At 51.6% G+C, this 22,616-nt stretch carries 19 protein-coding genes; 18 read left to right on the top strand and 1 reads right to left on the bottom strand.

The features are described from left to right. The first annotated feature begins 4 nt into the window (after positions 1-4). The 18 genes from BLQ09_RS31155 (at position 5) to BLQ09_RS26180 (ending at position 21,993) form a co-directional block, all read left to right on the top strand. Positions 5-1,300 (top strand): glycosyltransferase family protein, encoded by a 1,296-nt coding sequence (locus tag BLQ09_RS31155; RefSeq protein WP_139202138.1) that lies wholly within the window; start codon positions 5-7, stop codon positions 1,298-1,300. After that, on the top strand, positions 1,297-2,757 hold the full coding sequence (locus tag BLQ09_RS26100) for a flippase (RefSeq protein WP_175472329.1): 1,461 nt from the start codon (positions 1,297-1,299) through the stop codon (positions 2,755-2,757). Before BLQ09_RS31155 ends, BLQ09_RS26100 begins: the two co-directional genes overlap by 4 nt. Beyond that, complete coding sequence (locus tag BLQ09_RS26105) at positions 2,754-3,974, top strand: glycosyltransferase (RefSeq protein WP_092359048.1); 1,221 nt, start codon at positions 2,754-2,756, stop codon at positions 3,972-3,974. The genes BLQ09_RS26100 and BLQ09_RS26105 overlap by 4 nt, the downstream gene beginning before the upstream one ends. Positions 3,975-3,988: 14 nt before the next feature. Beyond that, positions 3,989-4,852: an NAD-dependent epimerase/dehydratase family protein gene (locus BLQ09_RS26110; RefSeq protein WP_218190477.1), complete on the top strand. Its 864-nt coding sequence runs from the start codon at positions 3,989-3,991 to the stop codon at positions 4,850-4,852. Beyond that, complete coding sequence (locus tag BLQ09_RS26115) at positions 4,852-6,009, top strand: glycosyltransferase family protein (protein WP_256569203.1); 1,158 nt, start codon at positions 4,852-4,854, stop codon at positions 6,007-6,009. The genes BLQ09_RS26110 and BLQ09_RS26115 overlap by 1 nt, the downstream gene beginning before the upstream one ends. A 1-nt stretch (position 6,010) precedes the next feature. After that, entirely contained in the window at positions 6,011-7,894 is a 1,884-nt protein-coding gene (gene asnB / locus BLQ09_RS26120) for an asparagine synthase (glutamine-hydrolyzing) (RefSeq protein WP_027604163.1), read from the top strand. After that, positions 7,891-9,093: a glycosyltransferase family 4 protein gene (locus BLQ09_RS26125; protein WP_027604162.1), complete on the top strand. Its 1,203-nt coding sequence runs from the start codon at positions 7,891-7,893 to the stop codon at positions 9,091-9,093. Before asnB ends, BLQ09_RS26125 begins: the two co-directional genes overlap by 4 nt. A gap of 19 nt (positions 9,094-9,112) precedes the next feature. Next, a complete protein-coding gene (locus BLQ09_RS26130) occupies positions 9,113-10,222 on the top strand; it encodes an NAD(P)/FAD-dependent oxidoreductase (protein WP_092359052.1) in 1,110 nt (369 codons plus the stop codon). Between the two features lie 16 nt (positions 10,223-10,238). Further along, on the top strand, positions 10,239-11,447 hold the full coding sequence (locus BLQ09_RS26135) for a glycosyltransferase family 4 protein (RefSeq protein WP_027604160.1): 1,209 nt from the start codon (positions 10,239-10,241) through the stop codon (positions 11,445-11,447). Between the two features lie 53 nt (positions 11,448-11,500). Further along, complete coding sequence (locus BLQ09_RS26140; protein ID WP_027604159.1) at positions 11,501-12,850, top strand: hypothetical protein; 1,350 nt, start codon at positions 11,501-11,503, stop codon at positions 12,848-12,850. After that, a complete protein-coding gene (locus BLQ09_RS26145; RefSeq protein WP_081744392.1) occupies positions 12,847-14,328 on the top strand; it encodes an oligosaccharide flippase family protein in 1,482 nt (493 codons plus the stop codon). Before BLQ09_RS26140 ends, BLQ09_RS26145 begins: the two co-directional genes overlap by 4 nt. 25 nt (positions 14,329-14,353) lie before the next feature. Continuing rightward, entirely contained in the window at positions 14,354-15,211 is an 858-nt protein-coding gene (locus BLQ09_RS26150; protein WP_027604157.1) for a dTDP-4-dehydrorhamnose reductase family protein, read from the top strand. Positions 15,212-15,230: 19 nt separating this feature from the next. Next, complete coding sequence (locus BLQ09_RS26155) at positions 15,231-16,241, top strand: polysaccharide biosynthesis protein (RefSeq protein ID WP_027604156.1); 1,011 nt, start codon at positions 15,231-15,233, stop codon at positions 16,239-16,241. After that, a complete protein-coding gene (wecB, locus tag BLQ09_RS26160) occupies positions 16,234-17,361 on the top strand; it encodes a non-hydrolyzing UDP-N-acetylglucosamine 2-epimerase (RefSeq protein WP_027604155.1) in 1,128 nt (375 codons plus the stop codon). The genes BLQ09_RS26155 and wecB overlap by 8 nt, the downstream gene beginning before the upstream one ends. 7 nt (positions 17,362-17,368) lie before the next feature. Continuing rightward, positions 17,369-18,325, top strand: a complete 957-nt coding sequence (locus BLQ09_RS26165; RefSeq protein WP_027604154.1) for a UDP-glucose 4-epimerase family protein — start codon at positions 17,369-17,371, stop codon at positions 18,323-18,325. A 56-nt stretch (positions 18,326-18,381) separates the two neighbouring features. Beyond that, positions 18,382-20,373 (top strand): polysaccharide biosynthesis protein, encoded by a 1,992-nt coding sequence (locus BLQ09_RS26170; protein WP_092359054.1) that lies wholly within the window; start codon positions 18,382-18,384, stop codon positions 20,371-20,373. A gap of 95 nt (positions 20,374-20,468) precedes the next feature. Continuing rightward, positions 20,469-21,491: an MraY family glycosyltransferase gene (locus BLQ09_RS26175; protein ID WP_027604152.1), complete on the top strand. Its 1,023-nt coding sequence runs from the start codon at positions 20,469-20,471 to the stop codon at positions 21,489-21,491. 169 nt (positions 21,492-21,660) lie between these two features. Then, positions 21,661-21,993 (top strand): ComEA family DNA-binding protein, encoded by a 333-nt coding sequence (locus BLQ09_RS26180; protein ID WP_027604151.1) that lies wholly within the window; start codon positions 21,661-21,663, stop codon positions 21,991-21,993. A 17-nt stretch (positions 21,994-22,010) separates the two neighbouring features. On the opposite strand, the gene BLQ09_RS26185 is transcribed toward BLQ09_RS26180, so the two are convergent. Beyond that, positions 22,011-22,589 carry a TetR/AcrR family transcriptional regulator gene (locus BLQ09_RS26185; protein WP_027604150.1) on the bottom strand — a complete coding sequence of 193 codons (579 nt, stop codon included), beginning with the start codon at positions 22,587-22,589 and terminating at the stop codon, positions 22,011-22,013. Positions 22,590-22,616 lie beyond the last annotated feature (27 nt).

Here is a 22,616-nt window from a genome sequence, read left to right on the forward strand (position 1 = left end):
GAATATGAGTATCAAATATAGGTTTTACGCTGGTTTATGTTATTTGTTTTTTCCGGTCATGTTGGTCGTATTTTTGATTTTCGCAGTTTGCGCACGCTATTGTTCAGCGCGAAATAATAAACCTCGCTTGGTCTGGGGGGAGGCGCCAATTATAAACAATAGCTACTGGGCCCGCGCTATGCGTAAGGCAGGATATATTTCCTATTCTTACACGGATGGTTTCTGCTCTTCCATAAATGAACGTGAAGACTACGATTTTGTCTTGCAAGATAGGTTTTGGTGTGTTCCGGTTTTTTTAAAATATTATCTGGGGTTTTTATGTTCGTTGTTTTCCTATGAGGTTTTCTTTATTTCGTTTAACGGTTTTTTCCTAGGACGAACACCTTATTGGTTTTTAGAGTCTTTTCTTTTAAAACTGGCAGATAAAAAAATTGTTGTTATACCGTTTGGCTTGGACTCTTATGTATACCATCGTGTTGGCTCAACGGCGGTTAGCCATGGGCTTCAAGCTTCCATTCCTCGGCGTTCCAGAGAGCAGGGCCTAGTGGCGAAGAGGGTCGATTACTGGTGCGAACGAGCGGACTGTGTTATTCCTGGGTTTATAGGGTTTGATGGGTTAGGCCGATGGGATGTTCTACTGGGAAGTCAGTTGTTTATTGATGATAGCCTATGGAGTCCTTCAAGACGTTTGAGCATGGCTGACGGCGCTGGGGGAGGTACTGTTTACGTGGCTCACTCGCCAAATTTTAGAGGATTCAAAGGCAGTGAGTTTGTTATAGAAGCAGTCAAGATACTTCAGAAGGAAGGTCTAAAAGTAGAGTTGGTTTTAATTGAGGGGATGCAAAATTCTTTTGTTAAAAAAACATTTGAACTAGAAGTGGATTTACTAGTAGAGCAGCTAATAATTAGTGGTCATGGTTTAAATGCTATTGAAGGTATGGCTTCTGGGTTGCCGGTGATTTGCAATCTTGAAGATGAACGGTACATTCTTCCACTGAGGCGGTGGTCATTTTTTTCTGAGTGCCCAATTGTCTCTGCATCTCCGGAAAGTTTGGCAGATATTTTAAGGCGGCTAGTTGTTGATCCCAAACTACGCCACGAATTGGGGGGAGCAGGTCGTGCGTATGTAGAAAAGTATCATAGTTATGAGGCAGCAGATTTCTTTTTTTCTTCAGTGCTGGATTATGTATATAAAAAGAGAGCGACGCTTTCCGATTTCTGCCATCCACTGTTTGGCGATTTTGTGATGAGAAAGGAAAAAGTCATACATCCCCTAAAAAATGGCCGGCTTCCAAATTGACCTTGTTACGTAGTTTGTTGAGAGAGAGTGTAATTTATGGAGGGGTGGACTTTTCACTCAAGTTCATTGCTTTTTTTACGTTTCCGTTGCTGGCCGCCGCTCTTTCAACATCAGGGTATGGACTTCTCGAGCTGGCGATGACAGTGGTGTCGCTCGGTGGAGTATTGGTCAGGTTCGGACTTAATAACGCGGTGCAGCGGTTTTATTGGGATAAAACTGTTTCGTTTAATGAACGGCCATTGCTTGTCTCCACGGGGTTTTTAATAACTTTTTTTTTAGGAGTTTTTTTTGGCCTGGTGGCGTTTGTAATTACACCGTACATTTTTCCTTTCATGAGTCAAGATTTGGCTAAGCTGAGCGTTGTTGGGGCATTGGGAGTTGCGCTCCTATTGCCGTTAACTCAATGGGCTCAATATTTGCAGGATGTACTTCGACTGCATTTTTCGGCTTGGAAATTCTTAGGTTTTTCTTTTGCTAGTCGCGCCCTTGGCGCACTGTTGTCCGTTGTCGTAGTTCTATATTGGGGCGGCGGCGCAGAAGGGGTTTTGCTAGCTCAGGCGGTTGTTCTTTTTTTGGCGATTCCGCTAGGACTTTGGTTTATTCGTAAAGATCTAATTATAAAATTTGATGTTGTATGGTCTCGTCGTCTTTTGGCTTATGGTTCACCCTTCATCTTTACCGAATTAGCATATTGGCTTTTTGCTTCGATTGATCGATGGATGTTGGCGTCGATGTCGGGTGTTGATGCAGTTGGGATGTACTCTGTTGCGTTTCGATTTTCGACTCTTGCCGTTTTTGTGGCGACGGCTTTTGGAATGGCATGGAGCCCCTATGCTGTAAAAATACGCTCTGATTATCCAGGGACATACCGACAACTATACTTCGAAGTCCTATTGATTTTGCTTGTAGTAATGTTGTCGGTAGCAGGATCTATCGCATTATTTTCAGGTGAAATATTGGGGGTTTTCTTGCCGGCGGAATATTTTTCAGCGGCTGCTCCATTGGCTATTCTTTGCTTTACTGCGGTGTTGCAAGCAAGTCAACAGGTTACAGCAATAGGGATTTCTCTCGCAAATCGCACCAAGGTCTTCGCATATTTAGTGTGGGGCGCGGCACTATTAAACATAGTGCTCAATTGGTTTCTAATTCCGCGATTTGGCGTTTCTGGTGCGGCATGGGCGACTGTTGTAGCTTATATTTTTCTATCGTCAAGTTTTTTGTTTTTTACTCAACGCTATTATCCCTTGCCTGTTGCTTGGTTGCGATTGGTTTGGGTATGTCTGTTGGGTAGTATTGTTCTTGTGTTCAGTATTTTTCTTCAGCAACGGGAGATGAGTTTTACCGTTGTATTGATAAAATTTACGATTGCCGTAAGCTGTCTTTTACTTGCGCTACCCGCTATTGATTTGAAAATCTTTAGGAAGTTACAGGAAATCCAAGTGGTCACTGAAAAATGAAATTTATTTATTATGGTTTTCGGTTCTTGTTTGAGGCAATTGCTTTGCCTTTTCTATGTGTGGTGATGCTTATTGCTAGGCGCATTAATAAAAGTGTTGATGTTGGTTTAGGGCCTTTTCCTCTTATCAACAATATTTACCATAAGCGCGCTCTTGAGTTGGCCGGCTATTCCGCTGAAACGTTCGTAAGTCAGGTATGGCACATTACCAGCAGTTTTGATGTTCGTTTTGACTTACACTGGCTGTCAAAGAGTCTGCTTTGTCGCAAGCTTTTTCTAAATTTTTATATCTTTTGCTGGTCAACTTTACGTTATCGCTCGTTGATTCTCTATTTTGATGGGGGGCCTTTGGGGCAAGGGACCGCATTTTTGTGGAGGCTGGAACCTTACCTGTATCGCTTGGCGGGTGTGAAAACGGTCGTGCTTCCTTATGGTTCTGATGTTCAGATAATGACTCGCTCTCCGAATCTCCAATTTAAGCATGCGATGGCAATGGACTATCCGCTGCATCGGAAGCGGCATAGTCATATCCAAGCAATGGTTGACGTATGGAGCTCAGCAGGAAGTCATATCGTGGGTGGCTGTGAATGGGTGGACTACATGCACCACTGGGATACCCTGATGATTGCCCACTTTTCCATTCCGTTACCAAATTTCGTTGATAATGGCACTATTGAGCCATCACGAAAGGGGCCACTGAAACTCTTGCACGCACCGAATCATCGTGAAATCAAGGGAACGCGCCATATTGTGCGGGCGGTCGAAGAGTTGCGCGCAGATGGTCTCGATATCGAGTTGACGATGCTGGAGCGTGTACCCAATGAGGAGGTGCGGCGTATGATTCTTGAAGCCGATGTCATAGTGGATCAGTTGGTTATCGGCTGGTACGCAATGTTTGCGATCGAGGCGATGGCATCTGGGAAACCTGTCGTTTGCCACCTTCGACGCGATCTTGAAGAGCTTTATGTCGCTACTGATTTGCTGCAAGGCTTCGACGAGATCCCGATTATTCGTGCGGACGCTTTTTCGTTTAAAGAAGTTATTCGAAACTTGCATGTAAATCGCGATACTCTTGTTGAGGCGGCGGGAAAGGGCCGCAGCTACATCGAGCGTCATCACTCCGTGGAGGCTATTTCGCTTGTCTTTTCAGAGATTTTCGCCAAATTGATCGGCCCTCCCCAAGGGGCAGTCGAGAACAGGCCTAGGAAGGTTAATTAGGTGGGGTTGCAATTTTGAATATTCTTATTAGTGGCGCCAACGGATTGTTGGGCGCACATTCGGTAGCGCAACTGGTTGCTCGCCATCAGGTTCATGCGATAGTGCACACCGCACCGGACGTACCTTTGGCAGGAGTTAATTACCACGTTCTGGACCTCTCGCAGGCGTGGTCGCCTCAGTTATTGCCGACTTCAGTCGACGCGGTTATTCATCTGGCACAATCCTCTCGATTTCGGGAATTTCCCGATCAGGCTCTGGATGTCTTCGGTGTCAACGTGGCATCTACAGCACGTTTATTGGATTATGCGAAGAGCGCAGGGGCGAGGCATTTCATCCTGGCGTCATCCGGGGGGGGTTACGGGGCTGGAAATGAGGCTTTCAAGGAAAACGCCCAAATACCTCATCCCGGTCAACTGGGTTACTATCTTGGCAGCAAGTTGTGCAGTGAAGTGTTAGCGCATAATTACGCATCGTTGATGAATGTCACCGTTCTTAGATTCTTTTTTATGTATGGCAAGGATCAGAAACGTTCGATGCTTGTTCCTCGCCTTATTGATAACGTCATGTCTGGGCAAGCAATTACATTGCATGGCAATGACGGGATTAAGATCAATCCAATTCACGTCAGTGACGCCGTAGCTGCGCTTGAACATTGCTTGGGACTCGAGGGGAGTCATACGTTCAATGTGGCTGGTACGGAAGTTCTTTCACTTCGCGATATTGCCGGGATCATTGGCACAGCAGTTGGACGTGATCCGATTTTCAATATTGAAGAGATCGAATCTCGAAATCTGATCGCCAATATTGATTCATTGAGTGAGTCACTGATTACCCCTAGGGTTTCTTTTGCTCAAGGAATTCTGGAACTTATTCCCTGATGAAGAATTATAGCGTTCTGCACGCCCCCAGTTCAGTGGGCGGCAATCCTCAAACGCTCAGTCGGGCACTGCAGCTGCTGGGGGTGAAAAGTTATTCCCTTGTAGTGTCTCAGAACTATCTTGCCTATCCCGCTGATATGGAGTTGCATCGCCCAGGCCAAAGTTTAGTAATGCGAGAGCTGAAGCGTATCGGGGCAATTCTATTCTTGCTCCCTCGTTTCGATGTAATCCATTACAACGCTGGGACCACGCTGGCAAACGCTTATGCTTTCAGTTTCAGTCCGCGTCAGGGTACTAAAGGCTTCCTGCGCCTTTTTTATGCCGGCTACTTGCGCGCACTGCAGCGCTTGGAAATCGCCTACATTCGTATGCTTGGCAAGGCTGTGTTTATCACCTACCAAGGCGATGATGCACGTCAGGGCGATTACAGCCGCGAACATTTCGCTATCAATATTGCCAGCCAGGTAGACGAAGGCTACTACTGCGCGGCTTCCGATGCCTTTAAGCGGCGCAACATCAAATTGCTTTCGAGTATCGCCCATCAGGTTTACTCGGTGAACCCGGATTTGTTGCATGTGCTTCCTGAGAGCGCACGTTTCACTCCCTACTCTCTTGTCTTTCTGGATGAGTGGGTGCCTTCATATACCCAAGATCAGAACCGGCCTTTGCGAATCGTGCATGCACCAAGTAACCGGAAGGTTAAAGGTTCGGATCTTATTCTCCATGGGCTGGAGAGATTGCGTGCTCAAGGCTTCGAGTTCGAGTTGCTGCTGGTCGAAGGTATGAGCAACACCGAAGCGCGGAAAATATATGAGTCGGCAGACGTTCTGGTAGACCAGCTGTTCGCTGGTTGGTACGGCGGTTTGGCGGTGGAGTTGATGGCACTTGGCAAGCCAGTGCTTGTGTACATTCGGGATGAGGACCTGGGGTTCATTCCGCCTGAAATGAAAGCGGATCTGCCCTTTCTTCAGATTACTCCCACTACGGTAGAGGACGCTTTGCGCAATTTGCTGCAGATGCCGCGTGAGACGCTTGTCGCCTTGGGCAAGCGAAGCCGGGCATTCGTTGAACGCTGGCATGACCCCCTGAGTATTGCTCGCGAGATCAAGGACGATTACGAAAAAACGCAGCATTTTATTGCAGAGGTCGCCAAATAGGATGTGTGGAATTACAGGAGGATTTTGGCGGGCTACACCTGTGGAGCTAGAACACCGGGTCAATGGCGCTCTGGCTGCGATGCATCTCCGAGGCCCGGATCATCAAGGCTTCGATCGTCACCCGTTAGGCTCTGGCACGGTCGTACTTGGTCACACTCGGCTTGCCATCATTGACCTTTCCGCTTCGGGTCAGCAGCCGATGTATTCCGCTGATCAACGTTTCGGGCTGGTATTCAACGGCGAAATCTATAACTACATCGAGTTGCGAGCAGAGCTGGAGGTTCTTGGGGCATGCTTTCGCACGCGTTCGGACACTGAGGTGTTGCTGGCTGCGTGGAGCCAGTGGGGTAAAGCTGCGCTACCTCGGCTCAAGGGCATGTTTGCCTTCGTGGTATTTGATCGCCAGGAAGATTCACTGACCTGTGTTCGCGATGCCTTTGGCATCAAACCATTCTTCTATGCGTTGGAGGATGGCGCTTTCATCTTCGGCTCCGAGCTCCCGGCCCTGCGAGCCCTGAAGGGGCAACGCTCAACGCTCAACTGGCAACGTGCATACGATTATCTGGTGCATGGCGAATACGACTTCGGGCAGGAGAGTTTCATCGAAGGCGTGGTCAGCCTGCTTCCTGGGCAGTTGCTGACAGTCGACCTCGCCATGCTCAAGGTGTCCAGTCCCAAGCCCTGGTGGACGCCGTCCATCGTACAAACCCAATCCATAAGCTTTGCCAGCGCCAGCGATCAGTTGCGCGAGATGTTTCTCGACAACGTGCGCCTGCACTTGCGTAGCGATGTGCCGGTCGGTGCCGCCTTGTCTGGAGGTGTCGATTCTTCTGCGATTGTCTGCGCCATGCGCTACCTTGAGCCGGATTCGGATATAAACACGTTCAGCTATATTGCCCGGGGCAGCGTGGTCAGCGAAGAAAGCTGGGTAGACAAGATCAACACCCACGTCGGTGCCAAGTCGCACAAGGTGATTGTTTCCGGGGACGAGTTGGCAGCCGATCTCGAAGACCTGATTACCGCGCAGGGCGAACCGTTTGGCAGTACCAGCATCTATGCCCAATATCGCGTGTTCAAGAAGGCCAAGGAACAGGGCATTACTGTCACCCTGGAAGGGCAGGGCGCCGATGAGAATCAGGGAGGGTACAGCGGATATGCGGGGCAACGTATTCGCAGCCTGCTGGACAACGGACAATGGCGCGAAGCCTGGAGCTTCTTGAATCAATGGTCGCAATGGCCGGGGCGCAGCCGTCTGGAAGGCCTGAAACGGGTTGTTGGCGAGTACAGCGAGGGCGGCCTGCACGATCTGTTGCGCGGGCTTAACGGTATGGACAATTGCCCTGCCTGGATCCGTCCGGGCCCGTTGCGCGAAAGCGGTGTTCATCTCGGCTTCCCCAAGCATGCGTCATCCCAACAAATACCGGGGCGCCGCATGATGAGCGCGTTGGCAGCCTCGTTGAACACGCGCGGTTTGCTCGGCCTGCTTCGCCATGGTGATCGCAACTCGATGCGTTTCTCGGTGGAAAGCCGCGTACCGTTCCTGACCACAAACCTGTCCGACTTCATGCTGTCCTTGCCAGAGGAATATCTGGTTTCCCCGGATGGTGAGACCAAGCACCTGCTGCGCTCGGCGTTGCGTGGGATCGTGCCGGCGGAGGTCCTGCATCGTCGCGACAAGATCGGCTTTGCGACGCCCGAGCAGCAATGGCTGATGGGCATGGCGGAGACACTTCGTCCCTGGCTGGAAGAGGATCTGGGGCTACCCTTTCTTGACCAGGCCAAACTGCTCGAGCATTTCGATGCAGTGGTTTCGGGCCGTCGGCCCTATACGTGGCAGGTCTGGCGCTGGGTCAATTTTGCACGCTGGTACGGTAGTTTGCGATGAGTAAGTTACCACTACGGATACTTTACCTGCATCCAGTCGCTGCATTCGGTGGCGCGTCAAAGAGCCTTATCGAGCTGTTCACCCGTTTGCATGCGCTGGGTGTACAGGGCACGGTACTGACGCCGGATGGTCCGGTGTGCGAGGCTTTTGTCAAAGCCGGTATGGACGTACGCACGGTCAGGGGGCTTAGCCAGTTCGACAATACGCGTTTTAGCCACTATCGCCGGCTACGCTGGATTATTTTGTTGCGGGAGCTCTTACTTTTACCGTTTTCATTGACGGCGATCTGGCGCTTGCGCCATGAAAAGTTCGATTTGTTGCATGTCAACGAAGTGACATTGCTGCCTTTGGCCATTCTGGCCAAATGGCTGCTGCGTGTGCCGATGTTGGTACATGTGCGATCTCTGCAGCGCGCTCCAGGCTCTGGTTTTCGTACCAAGCTGGTCAACGCCTGGTTGAGACGTTATGCCGAGGCTGTCGTGCCGATTGATCATACCGTCGCAGCAACGCTGGCGTCGGACTTGCCCTTGAGCATCGTGCACAACGGTCTCGGGATCGAAAGCGAAGCCCTGGTCCCCTCGTCGCGAAATGCCGAAGAGCCTGTGCGCGTTGGGTTCCTCGGTGTTTTGATTCCGCTCAAGGGTATCTACGAGTTGATTGAGGCGATGCGTATCCTAAAGGCACGTAACGTTGATATCGAGTGCCTGATAGCTGGAGAAAATGCCCGCAAGCTCTCCGGGATGAAGGCCTGGGTGCTTCGTAAGTTGGGTTTTGCTGATGATGTGCGAGCCAATGTGGAACGGATGATCGATGACTACGGTTTGCAGAAGCATGTTCGTATGCTGGGCTTTATTGGCGACGTCAGGTCGCTTTACCCACAACTCGACATTCTATGCTTTCCCTCTCATCTGGATGCGGCGGGGCGGCCGGTATTCGAGGCTGCGTTCTATTCGATCCCCAGCGTTGTAGCCGTGACAAATCCTGTGTCGGACGCGCTGCTGCACGAGATCACCGGGTTAGCGATCCCGCGGCCCGACCCGGCTCTGCTTGCCGATGCCCTGCAGCGTCTGGCAGAAGACCACGGCTTGCGTCAGACCCTTGGTCGCCAGGCTCGCCAGTGGGCAGAGGAAAACTTCGCGATCGAAGTCAACGCGCAGCTGATGTACGACGTCTACGTGCGTCTACTTTCCAGATCCTGATTCTTACAAGGCACTCACTATGAGTTCTTATGATTGTCTCGTTATCGGCGCCGGTGTCATCGGGTTGGCCTGTGCTTCTCGTCTGGCGCGTTCCGGGCAGCGTGTGCTGGTGGTCGAGGCTGAACGATGGATTGGCTCGCATACCTCCAGCCGCAACTCGGAAGTCATTCACGCTGGTATCTACTACTCACCCGGTTCGTTGAAGGCACGCCTGTGTGTAGAGGGGCGCGATTTATTGTATCGCTGGTGCGTAGACCATCAAGTAGAGCATCGGCGGATTGGCAAGCTGCTCGTGGCGGTGAGCCCGGATGAAATCGCTGGGCTTGATGCCCTTCAGGACAATGCAAAAAAGTCAGGTGTTGATTCTTTGCAAGAAGTGACTGCGGCACAGCTTCGTCGGATAGAGCCTGCAGTCTCCGGTGTTGCTGCCCTGATGTCTGTGGATACTGGCATTATTGATAGCCACGCATATTTGCTCTCCCTGCTCGGTGACGCGCAGCGACATGGTACCGATCTTGCGCTGGAGACTCGGGTCAACCGTCTGCAACGCAATGGTGAGGAATGGCTGGCGGAGGGTGAAAGCTGCGGCGAGTCATTCTCCGTAGGCGTGCAGCGAGTGATAAACGCGGCAGGGATATTTTCCAGTAAGCTCGCGTCATACATCGACGGCCTTGAGGCGCGTCATGTACCGACAACCCAATGGTGTCGGGGGCGTTATTTTTCCTACAGTGGGCGTTCACCGTTTACACGTCTGATCTACCCGATGCCAGAGATGAATACGGCGGGCCTCGGAGTGCACGCCACGATCGATATGGGGGGGCAGGTGCGATTCGGGCCGGACGTCGCCTGGACCGACACAGTCGACTATCAGGTGGAAGAATACCTCAGAAGCGATTTCGCGGTGGCGATCCAACGCTATTTTCCGAAGCTTGATCCGCAGCGCCTGACGCCGGGTTACTGCGGTATTCGCCCCAAACTTTCAGGACCGGGACAGCCGGCGGAAGATTTTCTTATACAGTGTTCACAAACCCATGGCCTGCGCGGGCTCATCAACCTTTACGGGATAGAATCCCCAGGGCTGACTGCTAGTCTTGCTATCGCCGATCATGTTGTCAGAATCATTGATTGAGTTCTCCTGATTACTTATGAAGATTCTCGTTCTATCCCAATACTTTTGGCCTGAAAGTTTTATTATCAACGACATTGTGCGGACCCTCGATGAGCAGGGTCATGACATCGTCGTGGCTACAGGAAAACCCAACTACCCGGATGGCAGGATTTTCGAAGGCTACAGTGCCAAAGGCATCCAATACGAACGTTATCTCGGCAAAATTGATGTGTTTAGAGTACCGCTGTGGCCGCGAGGTAAGGGCGGGGCGAAAAACCTGATATTCAATTATCTTTCGTTTGTTTTGGCTGGTTTGTTGTTTCTGCCTTGGATGTTGCGCAAGCGTGAGTTTGATGCAATTTTGGTGTTTGCTCCGTCACCCGTCTTACAGGCTATTCCGGCGATTCCATTGAAGTGGCTGAAGAGAGCAAAACTTGCTCTGTGGGTACAGGATCTGTGGCCGGAGAGCCTCAAGGCTACCGGTTTTATCAGCAATCCTCATGCTCTCAAGGCTGTTGGATGGCTGGTTAAAGGTATCTATCGTTGCTGCGATATTTTGTTGGTGCAGTCGCGTGCCTTTTTTGAACCGGTTTCGCGCTATGCTGATCCCGATAAAATCATTTATTACCCTAACTCGATAGATGCAAATTCGTCTGCGGACGCGGTTCCTGTTCCTCCTGAACTGAGCGCATTGCTGGAACAGTATTTCTGTGTGGTTTTTGCGGGTAACCTGGGTACTGCTCAGGCTCTGGATACTCTAGTGGAGGCTGCCTTGCATTTGCGCGAGGATGCGCAAATCCGATTGGTTCTCGTGGGCAGCGGAAGTCGCTTGGAGTGGCTCCAGTCACAGCAGCAGGCTCTAGGCTTGAATAACCTTATCCTGGCTGGGCGATTTGTGCCGCAAGCGATGCCGAAAATTTTTGAGAAATCATCTGCATTGCTGGTTTCGCTCAATGATAACGAAGCGTTTGCACAAACAGTTCCGAGCAAGATCCAGGCATATTTGGCAGCAGGTCGACCAATTCTTGCCAGCATTAATGGTGAGGGCGCGCGGGTCGTGTCAGAGGCGGGCGCGGGGTTGACATCAGCAGCCGGGGAGGCCTTGCCTCTTGTTGAAAACATTCGTCGTCTGCAGGCTCTCGGTGTCGCCGAGCGTGAGGCTATGGGGAAATCGGGGCGAGATTATTTTGATGCGAATTTTGACATGCCGTCCCAAGTGAACAATTTGGTTCGCCTTCTGTCATAAGTGCTGTAGTGCTTGCAGATGTTTTTCCTTTTAGATCATGAGGAAGGTGTTTTTTGAACCATTTTTTCACGAGTGTCAAAGCCCTTCCTGTTTTTTTAATTGGATTGATTTATTTTCCTGCATCATTGCTGGGATTGGTTCTTTTTCATGATCGGGAGTCGATCGAGCTTTTAATCTTGATTTTGTTGTTTTGTCTGATTTATTTTTTTTCTTATGGTTTTTTTTCGCAAATATTCCTATTTTTAGCTCAGAAAATATCGAGATCCATTCGAATTTCTCGCGTGGTTTGGTATCGCCTGTCGATTGTTGCATTTTGTATATATGCAACAAGTCTTTTTTATGCTGTTCATCTGGCGGACGCCGTGCCTGCAATGGTCGCCCTGAAGGGCGGGACATTAATGGATATTGCGCAGGCACGCGGTCAATTCCTAGCGGGATTAGAGGGGTATGAGAGCTTGCTTAGATATGCGGTTTTTATTTTAGGGCGCTCTGTGATGCCGCTGGTTCTGGTTGCCGCATTTGTTTTTAATTCAAAGTTTCGTTATTGGCTTTTAATCGCGCTGCTCGCGCTCTCGATGTTGTCTTTGGAAAAGGCAGCACCGGTATTTATATTTCTTCCCTGTATATTGTTTTTTTTTACTTCGAGGAAATGGTTGAGTGCGTTTTTGGTTATTCTCTTAATGGTTGCAAGCATTGGTGCCATGACCCTTCTTGCCATGGGCGGCGTCGGGGATGCGCGAATGAAAGGTGCGAATGCTGTACTCAAGGAAGAACATCCTATGGAAGTTTCAATACCGCCAGGCCTGCCAATTCAGGAGGCGATGGGACGCCCCGGGCGATTTTTTTTGCCGAATATGGTTCAAGATCAGTTTGGGGTCGGACAAGTTACGGTTGACGCAGATGAGGTATCCGGAAAACTAATTATTTTGTTAAATAGAGTCGTATGGATCCCTTACATAACGGCTTACGATTGGCTAGGTTTTCATCGAGAAGTGTTGGATGGAAAGCTGTCGTTAGGCCGTTCGATTAGCTTTGTTCACCTTCTTTATGGTGAGCCGAAAATGCTGCTTGAGAAGATGGTTTATGTTTACGAGTTTGGTGCGTCTCCTGGAGGTGCAGGTGCCGCCAATACCGCTTTTTTTGTAGATGCCAAACTTGCGTTCGGGTGGGCGGGAGTGGTGGTTTACTGCCTGATCTTCACATTCTGCGCGGCATGCATATTTTCCTCTGGAAATCAGATATTGATGGTTTCGAGTATTGTGTGTTTTTTCGTGGCATCAGTGAGTTCGCTCACCGCTACGCTTCTTAGTGGGGGACTCTTTATATATGTAGTATTGGCCTTTCTTCTTTTTGAGCGTAGAGCCGTTGTTCCGGTTCTGTGTAAGACTGGTGATTATAAATGAAGCCAGGCATGGCGGTGTCTACGTTGAAAACCGCCGTAGGGCAGTTTGTTGGTTTGGTGCTAGGTGCGGTCGCGGTGAAGCTACTCGCCGTGCTAGCTGGGCCTGCGGGCGTAGGGCTGTACTCTATACTGCGGCATTTGCAGCAGATGCTTTCATCCATTGCTTCCATTGGAGGCCAGAACGCTGTAGTTCAAGGGCTAAGCAGCCATAAAGGGATTGCAAAGCGCCAATTTTTCATATCGTCTTTCTATATTTTTATCCTCGCGAGTGTTTTACTTTCAATAACTATTTTAATTTCTGCTGATTTTATCGCCGCCTGGATTTTCGCAGGCGAGCATGCGTCCGCTATTCGCTGGCTGATTATCCCGATTGTCCTTGGTGCACTACTTTTTTTCTTTCGAGGCGTGCTGACGGCCGAAATGGAATTTGGGGCACTGAGCATAGTGACCATGCTCACTGGCCTGGGGGCTGCGCTTGTCGCGTTACCGGTAGGCCTTGTCTATGCTCGCGGTAACTCCAATGCCATGGTTCTTTTTCTGGCCGGCGGGCCATTGCTTGGATTGATCGCCGCTTTTTTTTATGTTCGACGCCAAGGTTATTTCAGAGGCATAAAAGCGATTGCGCCGAGCGGAGCGACACGAGGCGCAGCCGTGCGATTCCTGCAAGTCGCGCTACCGTCCTTACTGTCACTGTTTCTAACGCTGGGCAGTGTGCTGATCGTCCGAAGTTACATCGTACGTCTCTATGGATTGGAGGGCGCCGGGCAGTTTGATGCGGCGTGGAGTATCAGTGCAATGTATCTTGCGTTGTTTTTGACATCGTTACAAAGTTATCTGTTACCTGAACTCAGCAAAGTTGTTGGGGGGCGTGAGTTACATTCGGCCTTAGCCAAGGCATTTCATTTCGCGCTGTTAATATCGCTACCGCTTATATGCGGCCTGGTGGTTATGAAGCCGCTTATTGTGTCTGTTCTGTTCAGCCATGAATTTCTCCCTTCACTTGATGTATTGCGCTGGGTACTTATTGGGGATTTTGTCAGGGTCTTGGGTTGGGTTATCTCAACGGCGCTGGTCGCGCGTGCCGACATGAAAGGTTTTGCGATGGCCGAGGCCCTCTGGAGTATGATTTTTATGTCGGTGTCCCTGTGGCTTCTGCCCTATGGGCTTGAGTGGGTCGGCTTTGCGTATTTCGCCAGCTATGGGTTCTATCTTGTATTCTTGACATCACGCCTGCGACTCAGTCATGGCGTGGCACTGAAGGGGCGAAAACTTCTGTATTGGCTGGCTGGTTTTCTGATAGTCGTTGTCACTGCCTGGCTCTGTCGCGACGATAGAGAGTTTTATTCGTGGCATTTCATTCTGATATTGCCGGCAATGTTGTTCAGCTTTTTTATCATGGGCGTAGATGAACGACTGTTTGCTCAACATCTTTTGAGTCGCTTGCGACTCAAATTGTCTGGTTTGTCCGGGCGTCGTTAAGACGGCTCGAGGTTAAGGGATAGATATGAAGATTTTGGTTCTTGGAGTCACTGGCATGCTCGGTAACGCAGTGTTCCGCGTGTTTTCGGGGGATGCCGAACACGACACATGGGGTACCGTACGAAGCAATACCGCGCTGCGGAATTTTTCGCCGCAACACCAGTCGCACCTGCTCACCGGCGTGGATGTTCTCGATCAGGATGCGCTCGTCGCGGTATTGGCGAAGGTCCGGCCGGACGTTGTAATTAACTGTGTAGGGCTGATCAAGCAACTGGCCGATGCCAAGGATCCGCTGACCGCATTGCCAATCAACGCCATGCTGCCGCATCGACTCGCACGACTCTGTGCGTTGAGTAATGCACGACTCATCCACATCAGTACCGATTGTGTCTTTTCCGGAGGCAAGGGTGGCTATCTGGAAAGCGATATTTCGGACGCCGAGGACCTCTACGGTAAATCGAAGTACATCGGCGAACTCCACGATTTGCCTCACGCAATCACTTTGCGTACCTCGATCATTGGGCACGAACTGAACTCCAACCACTCGCTGTTGGACTGGTTTCTGTCACAAGAAGGTACTACGCGAGGTTTTTCCCGGGCGATTTTTTCAGGTTTGCCCACCGCTGAGTTGGCCCGAGTGATGAAAGACTTCGTCCTCCCGCACCCGGAGCTCAATGGCCTGTATCATGTGTCCGCAGATCCAATTGCCAAGCTCGATCTATTGACACTGATTGCCAGCCAATATGGCAAATCCATTGAGATTCGCCCAGACGCAGCGTTGGTGATCGATCGCTCGCTCAACAGTGAGCGCTTCACTCAGGCAACTGGATACAAAGCTCCAACCTGGCCCCAGCTCATCGAGTTGATGCACGCCACTCGCTAACGAATTCGGAAGGGTTTACATGTTCGACGACAAGGTATTGATGATCACCGGTGGCACCGGTTCTTTCGGCCATACGGTCCTCAGGCGTTTTCTCAATACCGCTGTGCGCGAGATTCGCATCTTCAGTCGTGATGAGAAAAAGCAGGAAGATATGCGTATCGCCTTGGCCAACGACAAGGTCAAGTTCTACATCGGCGATGTTCGTGATCGCGATAGCCTGGATCAGGCCATGGTGGGTGTGGACTACATCTTCCATGCTGCGGCCCTGAAGCAGGTTCCGTCCTGTGAGTTTTATCCGATGGAAGCGGTGCGCACCAACGTGCTGGGTACCGAGAATGTGCTGAACGCGGCTATCTCCAGCGGTGTGCAGCGAGTTGTGGTGTTGAGTACCGATAAGGCTGTCTATCCGATCAATGCTATGGGCATCTCCAAGGCGATGTCCGAGAAGTTGATGGTCGCTAAATCACGCATGATCCCGGCTTCAGGCCCAGTCATTTGTGCGACACGTTACGGCAATGTCATGGCCTCGCGCGGCTCAGTGATTCCCTTGTTTGTTGACCAACTTCGTAAGGGCGGGGCGTTGACGGTAACCGACCCGGAGATGACCCGCTTCCTGATGTCGCTTGAAGATTCGGTTGATCTGGTTTTGCATGCTTTCGAACACGGCCAGCAAGGCGATTTGTTCGTCCAGAAAGCACCGGCCTCGACCGTAGGCGACTTGGCCGAAGCGCTCAAGCAGCTGTTCGGCAAGACAAACGAGGTCAAGGTCATCGGTACACGCCATGGCGAGAAGCTTTACGAGTCGCTGGTTTCTCGCGAGGAAATGGCCAAGGCCGAGGACATGGGACGTTACTACCGGATTCCGGCTGACAACCGTGACCTGAACTACAACAAGTACTTTGTTGAAGGAGAGGAGCGTATATCCGAATTCTACGACTACACCTCGCACAATACCGAGCGCCTGGATGTACCCGGCATCAAGGAATTGCTACTCAAGCTTGATTACATCAAGGAGCAACTCGATGCTTAAGGTCATGACACTCGTCGGCACGCGTCCCGAGCTGATCAAAATGAGCCGGGTCATCGCCGAACTGGATCGTCAGGTCAATCATGTCCTGGTGCACTCGGGGCAGAACTACGATTACGAGCTCAATCAGGTGTTTTTCGACGATCTGGAAATTCGCAAGCCGGACCACTTCCTCGGCGCTGCCGGCGATACAGCCGCGAAAACCATTGCCGAAGTCATTGCCAAGTCCGATGAAATCTTCGAACTGGAACAGCCTGATGCGTTGCTGCTTTATGGTGACACCAATACGTGCCTTGCAGTGATCGCCGCCAAACGTCGCAAGATTCCGGTATTCCATATGGAGGCCGGAAACCGCTGTTTCGATCAGCGGGTACCTGAGGAACTTAACCGCAAAGTGCTGGACCACCTCAGTGACATCAACATGGTCTTGACCGAGCATGCTCGTCGTTATCTGATCGCCGAGGGCATTCGTCCGGAAACGATCATTAAGACAGGCTCGCACATGCAGGAAGTTCTTGAGTACTACATGCCCAAGATCGAGCAGTCCGATGTGTTGGCACGCAGTGGCCTAGAGCAGGATAAGTTCTTCATCGTCAGTGCCCACCGCGAGGAGAACGTCGACACACCGGATAACCTGCGTGATTTGCTGGATACGTTGCGCTCCCTGGCGGACCATTATGGTTTCCCACTGATCGTCTCGACGCACCCTCGTACGCGCAAGCGGCTCGAAGAGTTGGGTGAGTCCCTTGACCATCCGCTGATCCGCTTCGTCAAACCGTTCGGTCTGTTGGATTACATCAAGCTGCAAATGTCGGCGTTTTGCGTGCTGTCCGATAGCGGCACCATTACCGAGGAGGCTTCGTTGTTGAGCCTGCCGGCGGTCACCTTGCGCAACGCCCACGAACGCCCTGAAGGTATGGACGAGGGGACATTGATCATGAGCGGCCTCAAGCGCGAATCCGTGATGGATGCGGTTCGAGTGATTACCAGCCAGCATGCGCGCGAGCAACGTAAAGTGCCAGTGGTTGCGGATTATCAAGGTGGACCGGTTTCGTTACAGGTGGTTCGTGTTGTGCTGAGTTACACCGACTACATCAATCGTACGGTGTGGAAGAAGGCTTGAAGTCGCTATGACACGTGTTCTTCTAACCGGAGCCAGTGGCTTTGTCGGAGCTGCGGTTCAGGCTCGCCTGCTGAGTGACCCCAGATACCTGGTGCGTTCGGTCTATCGGCGGCTACCGTCGCAGCCGCTCGCGCGTCTGGAAGTCTGTCAGGTCCCGGGACTTGAGCCGCAAAGTGACTGGCAGCAGGCGCTTGAGAGGGTTGATGTGGTCATCCACTGCGCCGGTCGGGTCCACGTCATGGACGAGCGTGAGGTCGATCCCTTGGAGGTGTTCCGGCGCGTGAATGTGCGGGGGACATTACGTTTGGCAGAACAAGCGGCAGAGGCCGGTGTTCGCCGTTTCATCTATCTGAGCTCAATCAAGGTCAACGGTGAGGGGACTTTGCCGGGCCACCCTTATACCGCGAATGACGTGCCCGCCCCAGTAGATCCCTATGGCATCTCCAAGTTGGAAGCAGAGCAAGCATTGCTGATGCTCGCAGCTGAAACGCAGATGGAAGTCGTGATTATTCGTCCGGTGCTGGTGTACGGGCCAGGGGTGAAAGCCAACTTTCGTAGCATGATGGGCTGGCTCAATCGTGGTGTGCCTTTGCCGTTGGGCGCGATCACCAACAAGCGAAGTTTGGTGGCGCTGGACAATCTGGTCGACCTGATAGTGATATGCACACATCACCCTGCTGCTGCGAATCAGGTGTTTCTGGTGAGCGACGATGAAGACCTCTCAACGAGTGAGCTGCTGCGACTGATGGCGCGAGCACTGGGCAGGCCAGCGCGCCTGTTGCCGTTTCCTATGTGGATGTTGCGTGGAGTTGCGCAGTTGCTTGGAAAAAAAGCACTGTCACAGCGTCTGTGTGGATCGCTTCAGGTCGATATCAAAAAAACCAAAGCATTGCTTGAGTGGACCCCTGCGATCAGTGTGAGCGGGGCGTTGGAAAAAACCGCAAAAGATTTTCTGGAGCGTTGACCGTGGCAGGGAAGGAGGGTGGGCAATTCGAAAGTCGAACGAAAGGATCTCGGACAATGCGTGAGCGTTTATTAAATTTGCCGCGTAGTTACAAGCGTATCTTGCAGTTGATGGTCGATGTGGTGTTGCTCTGGTTGGCATTGTGGCTCTCGTTTGTCGTGAGACTGGGGATTGAGCAACCTATCAACCCGTTTGGTGATTACGCCTGGCTATTCATCGCCGCACCGATCATTTCTGTGCCTATTTTTATCCGATTTGGCCTTTATCGCGCGGTGATGCGCTATTTCGGTAATGAGGCGCTGGTCAGTATCTTCAAAGCCGTGGCGTTGTCGGCGCTGGTATTAACGGTCTATGTCTATTTGTACCGTCCTAACGTATTGGTACCCCGTTCGTTGATCATCAACTTCTGGTGGCTCAGTTTGTTGATGATCGGCGGGTTAAGGTTGTTCATGCGCCAGTATTTCCTTGGTGACTGGTTCCTAGCCGGTCAGCATGTGCCTTTTCTACGACAGGACGATGACGCCACCAAAGTCGCTGTCTATGGTGGTGGTGCGGCAGGTAATCAGTTAGTTGCGGCGCTGCGGTCGGACAAGTCAATGCGGCCGGTTGCGATTATTGACGACGACGCGAGTATCGCGCGCCGGGTAATTGCCGGGCTCAAGGTTTACCCTTCTTCTGATATTGAGCAGATGATCGAGGAGACCGGTGCCACCGAAGTACTGTTGGCTATCCCATCGGCCTCGCGTGCGCGACGCCGTGAAATCCTGGCTGCGCTTGAGTTTTATCCGCTACATGTGCGTACGATTCCGGGGTTCATGGACTTGGCCAATGGCCGTGTCAGCGTCAGTGATCTGCAGGAAGTTGATATTGTCGATCTGCTCGGCCGGGATCCAGTTGCGGCGCAGCAGGCTCTATTCGAACGCTGCATCCGCGATCATGTTGTCCTTGTGACGGGGGCCGGCGGCTCCATTGGCTCGGAATTATGTAGGCAGATTCTCACCAGCCAGCCAACGGCGCTGATCCTGTTCGAACACAGTGAATTCAATCTCTATAGCATCCAGACCGAACTGGAGAAGCTGATCCAGGATGAAGGGTTGAACCTGAAGCTGGTGCCGATTCTGGGTTCGATTCGCAACAGTGAGCGTTTGCTTGATGTGATGCGTGTCTGGAACGTTAATACGGTTTATCACGCAGCAGCCTACAAACACGTCCCCATTGTCGAACATAATGTCGCTGAGGGTGTGTTGAATAATGTCCTTGGGACGTTGCTCACCGCGCAGGCTGCAGTGCAAGCCGGTGTAGAGCACTTTGTGTTGATATCTACCGACAAGGCGGTTCGACCGACTAACGTCATGGGATGTACCAAACGACTGGCTGAAATGACGCTGCAGGCGTTGAGTCGAGAGCCCCAACCGTTGCTGTTCGGTGAGCATGTCATGCAGCCGTGCACCAACAAGACACGGTTCACCATGGTGCGTTTCGGCAATGTCCTGGGCTCGTCTGGCTCAGTCATTCCCTTGTTTCGGGAACAAATAAAGAATGGTGGTCCCATTACGGTTACCCACCCGAACATGACCCGCTATTTCATGACCATCCCCGAAGCTGCGCAGTTGGTTATTCAAGCGGGCTCCATGGGGCAGGGCGGTGATGTATTTGTGCTCGATATGGGGCAACCGGTGAAAATTGCGGATTTGGCCGAAAAGATGGTTCACCTATCGGGTCTGTCATTACGCACTCATGAGAGTCCCAACGGAGACATCGCGATTGAGTTCACCGGGCTGCGTCGGGGTGAAAAGCTCTATGAAGAATTGCTGATTGGGGACAACGTATCACCCACCGAGCACTCGATGATCATGCGCGCCGACGAGGAGCATCTGCCGTGGGAACCATTAAAACTGGCAATAGCGGCGCTGCTGGATGCTGTTGCTGCGGATAATTATGTCCAATTGCGCGAATTGCTCGGCGCGACAGTGAGTGGCTACGTGCCCGAGTGTCAGATTGTCGATCTGATTCACAGGCGCCGTCAGGAAAATGCTGGCGGCCTTTGAGTGACAGAGCAATTGAAGCGCCATTTTCTGGGCCCTGTATTAGGCCGCTCTATCAGTGCCAATAAGAAATTTATGTTTTTGGAGTTGTTCGGATAATGAACTATTGGTGGCTGATTCCGGCATTGATCGGACTTTCCTTTTTTCTGACTGCTGCCCTGCGTCGCTATGCGTTGTCGCGAAAAATGCTCGATATTCCCAATGTGCGAAGCTCGCACTCCGTACCTACACCGCGTGGTGGGGGCGTGGCTATTGTACTGAGCTTTAGCGCGGCGTTGATCGGCATGTTTGCGGGAGGGTTGATACCCTCCACGCTGTTTTACGCATTGACCGGAGCAGGCATGTTGACTGCTGTTGTTGGTTTTTTGGATGATCATGGGCATATTGCCGCCCGCTGGCGACTGTTGGCGCACTTCGCTTCGGCGATATGGGCCGTGGCATGGCTCGGAGGGTTACCGGCTATAAGTCTGTTCGGCTTTAATATTTATATCAGTTGGGTTGGGTATCTTTTCGCTGTCGTTTATTTAGTGTGGATGCTTAACCTTTATAATTTTATGGATGGCATTGATGGCATCGCTGGTGTAGAAGCGATGACAGTTTGTCTTTGTGGTTGTCTCTTATACTGGATCAACGACACACCCGTGCAAGCTTGGTCATTAGTTGCTTTGGCAAGTTGTGTCGCAGGTTTTTTACTCTGGAATTTTCCGCCAGCCAAAATATTCATGGGGGATGCCGGAAGTGGATTTCTTGGCATGGCATTGGGCGTTCTATCACTCCAGGCAGCTTGGACCTCTCCCAAGTTTTTTTGGGCCTGGCTGATACTTCTTGGCGTGTTCATTGTCGATGCTACGTTCACCTTGTTACGCCGTCTGTTACGAGGAGATAAAGTCTACGAAGCCCACCGTAGCCATGCATACCAGTTTGCGTCACGGCAATTTGGCGCACACTTGCCCGTTACTCTGGCGGTAGGCGTAATCAACATTTTGTGGCTTTTGCCTGCTGCACTGTGTCTGGTGATCTACGATTTGGACGGTGCGACGGTATTGACAGTGGCTTATGTTCCCTTGGTTTTCTTAGCCCTAAAATTTCGTGCCGGTGAGTTGGAGCGCAGCACTGTATAAATAAAAACTGTCCGGAATGTTACTTGGTGTGAGCGCAGTAACTTGCTAGTAATGCTGCTGTCTCACATCCTGTAATGAACGCGGTTTTGACAGTTGCCTCATATGACCTAAGTTAGAAAAGCAGCCTCGGAAAGCTGCTTTTCTCTCACACTGTCATGGAGCGTCACCAATGCAAAACACCTACCTCACCTCCCTAATCTTCGCCTTCCTCACGACCCTTTCAGTCACCACCACCGCAGCCCCGTCCATCAAACCCGAAGCTCCAACCCCTATCACCGCCCAGATGACCAAGGTCGAGCAGTCCACCAAGGTCAACCTGAACACCGCCGACGCCGAAACCCTGCGTCGTGACCTCTTCGGTATCGGTGCCGCTAAAGCCCAGGCGATCATCGCCTATCGCGAAAGCAATGGTCCGTTCACGGCGGTGGATGAGTTGTTGGAAGTGAAGGGGATTGGCAAGGCGCTGCTGGAGAAGAATCGCGATAGGCTGGCCATCAACTGATTCATCCAGGAGGCCGGTCATTGATCGGCCTTTTTGCCCTCCGGGTTCTGCGTTTTCAGGCGTTCGCGCACCACGGCCATGATCTGTCTCGCCAATTGAGGGTCTTCAACACTCCTGGCCAGTACCAATGCGCCCACCAGTGTCGACATCATCACCAGGCTCTCTGCATCGCAACGCTCATCTCCCAATGCCGTTTCTATTTGCTTGAGCCTTGCGTTGAGTACCTGGTCTGTAGTCGCACTGGGCTGGCCTCGGAGCCCCAGTTCTGAACACATCGTTGGCAGCGGGCAGCCCTGGTCCGGGAAGGTCAGGTGCCATTCCGACAGGTAACTGTCGATAAACGCGCCCAGCGGCTGCTCCTGGCTGAACAGCATGTCGCAATGGGCGTCGAGGTCTGCGGCGGCCGCCTGCAGCGCTGTCTCTACCAGTTCGCCCTTGGAGTTGAAATGCGCGTAAAAGCCGCCATGGGTCAGGTTCAACGCTTTCATCAGTGGCTGCAGGCCGGTGGCGTCGATGCCGTCGCGGCGAAAGCGCGCAGAGGCTTCCTTGATGATGCGTTGGTGGGTTTGGGCTTTGTGGTTTTGTGAATAACGCATGGGGCAGCCTCGGTTACAGGCGGGCAT

The organism is Pseudomonas sp. NFACC25 (assembly GCF_900100935.1).
Lineage (GTDB): Bacteria > Pseudomonadota > Gammaproteobacteria > Pseudomonadales > Pseudomonadaceae > Aquipseudomonas > Aquipseudomonas marginalis.

Coding starts and splice junctions, on each gene's coding strand:
- BLQ09_RS31155 (WP_139202138.1), top strand. CDS start 5: ATGAGTATCAAATATAGGTTTTACGCTGGTTTATGTTATTTGTTTTTT.
- BLQ09_RS26105 (WP_092359048.1), top strand. CDS start 2,754: ATGAAATTTATTTATTATGGTTTTCGGTTCTTGTTTGAGGCAATTGCT.
- BLQ09_RS26115 (WP_256569203.1), top strand. CDS start 4,852: ATGAAGAATTATAGCGTTCTGCACGCCCCCAGTTCAGTGGGCGGCAAT.
- asnB (WP_027604163.1), top strand. CDS start 6,011: ATGTGTGGAATTACAGGAGGATTTTGGCGGGCTACACCTGTGGAGCTA.
- BLQ09_RS26125 (WP_027604162.1), top strand. CDS start 7,891: ATGAGTAAGTTACCACTACGGATACTTTACCTGCATCCAGTCGCTGCA.
- BLQ09_RS26130 (WP_092359052.1), top strand. CDS start 9,113: ATGAGTTCTTATGATTGTCTCGTTATCGGCGCCGGTGTCATCGGGTTG.
- BLQ09_RS26135 (WP_027604160.1), top strand. CDS start 10,239: ATGAAGATTCTCGTTCTATCCCAATACTTTTGGCCTGAAAGTTTTATT.
- BLQ09_RS26145 (WP_081744392.1), top strand. CDS start 12,847: ATGAAGCCAGGCATGGCGGTGTCTACGTTGAAAACCGCCGTAGGGCAG.
- BLQ09_RS26150 (WP_027604157.1), top strand. CDS start 14,354: ATGAAGATTTTGGTTCTTGGAGTCACTGGCATGCTCGGTAACGCAGTG.
- BLQ09_RS26155 (WP_027604156.1), top strand. CDS start 15,231: ATGTTCGACGACAAGGTATTGATGATCACCGGTGGCACCGGTTCTTTC.
- wecB (WP_027604155.1), top strand. CDS start 16,234: ATGCTTAAGGTCATGACACTCGTCGGCACGCGTCCCGAGCTGATCAAA.
- BLQ09_RS26165 (WP_027604154.1), top strand. CDS start 17,369: ATGACACGTGTTCTTCTAACCGGAGCCAGTGGCTTTGTCGGAGCTGCG.
- BLQ09_RS26170 (WP_092359054.1), top strand. CDS start 18,382: ATGCGTGAGCGTTTATTAAATTTGCCGCGTAGTTACAAGCGTATCTTG.
- BLQ09_RS26175 (WP_027604152.1), top strand. CDS start 20,469: ATGAACTATTGGTGGCTGATTCCGGCATTGATCGGACTTTCCTTTTTT.
- BLQ09_RS26180 (WP_027604151.1), top strand. CDS start 21,661: ATGCAAAACACCTACCTCACCTCCCTAATCTTCGCCTTCCTCACGACC.
- BLQ09_RS26185 (WP_027604150.1), bottom strand. CDS start 22,589: ATGCGTTATTCACAAAACCACAAAGCCCAAACCCACCAACGCATCATC.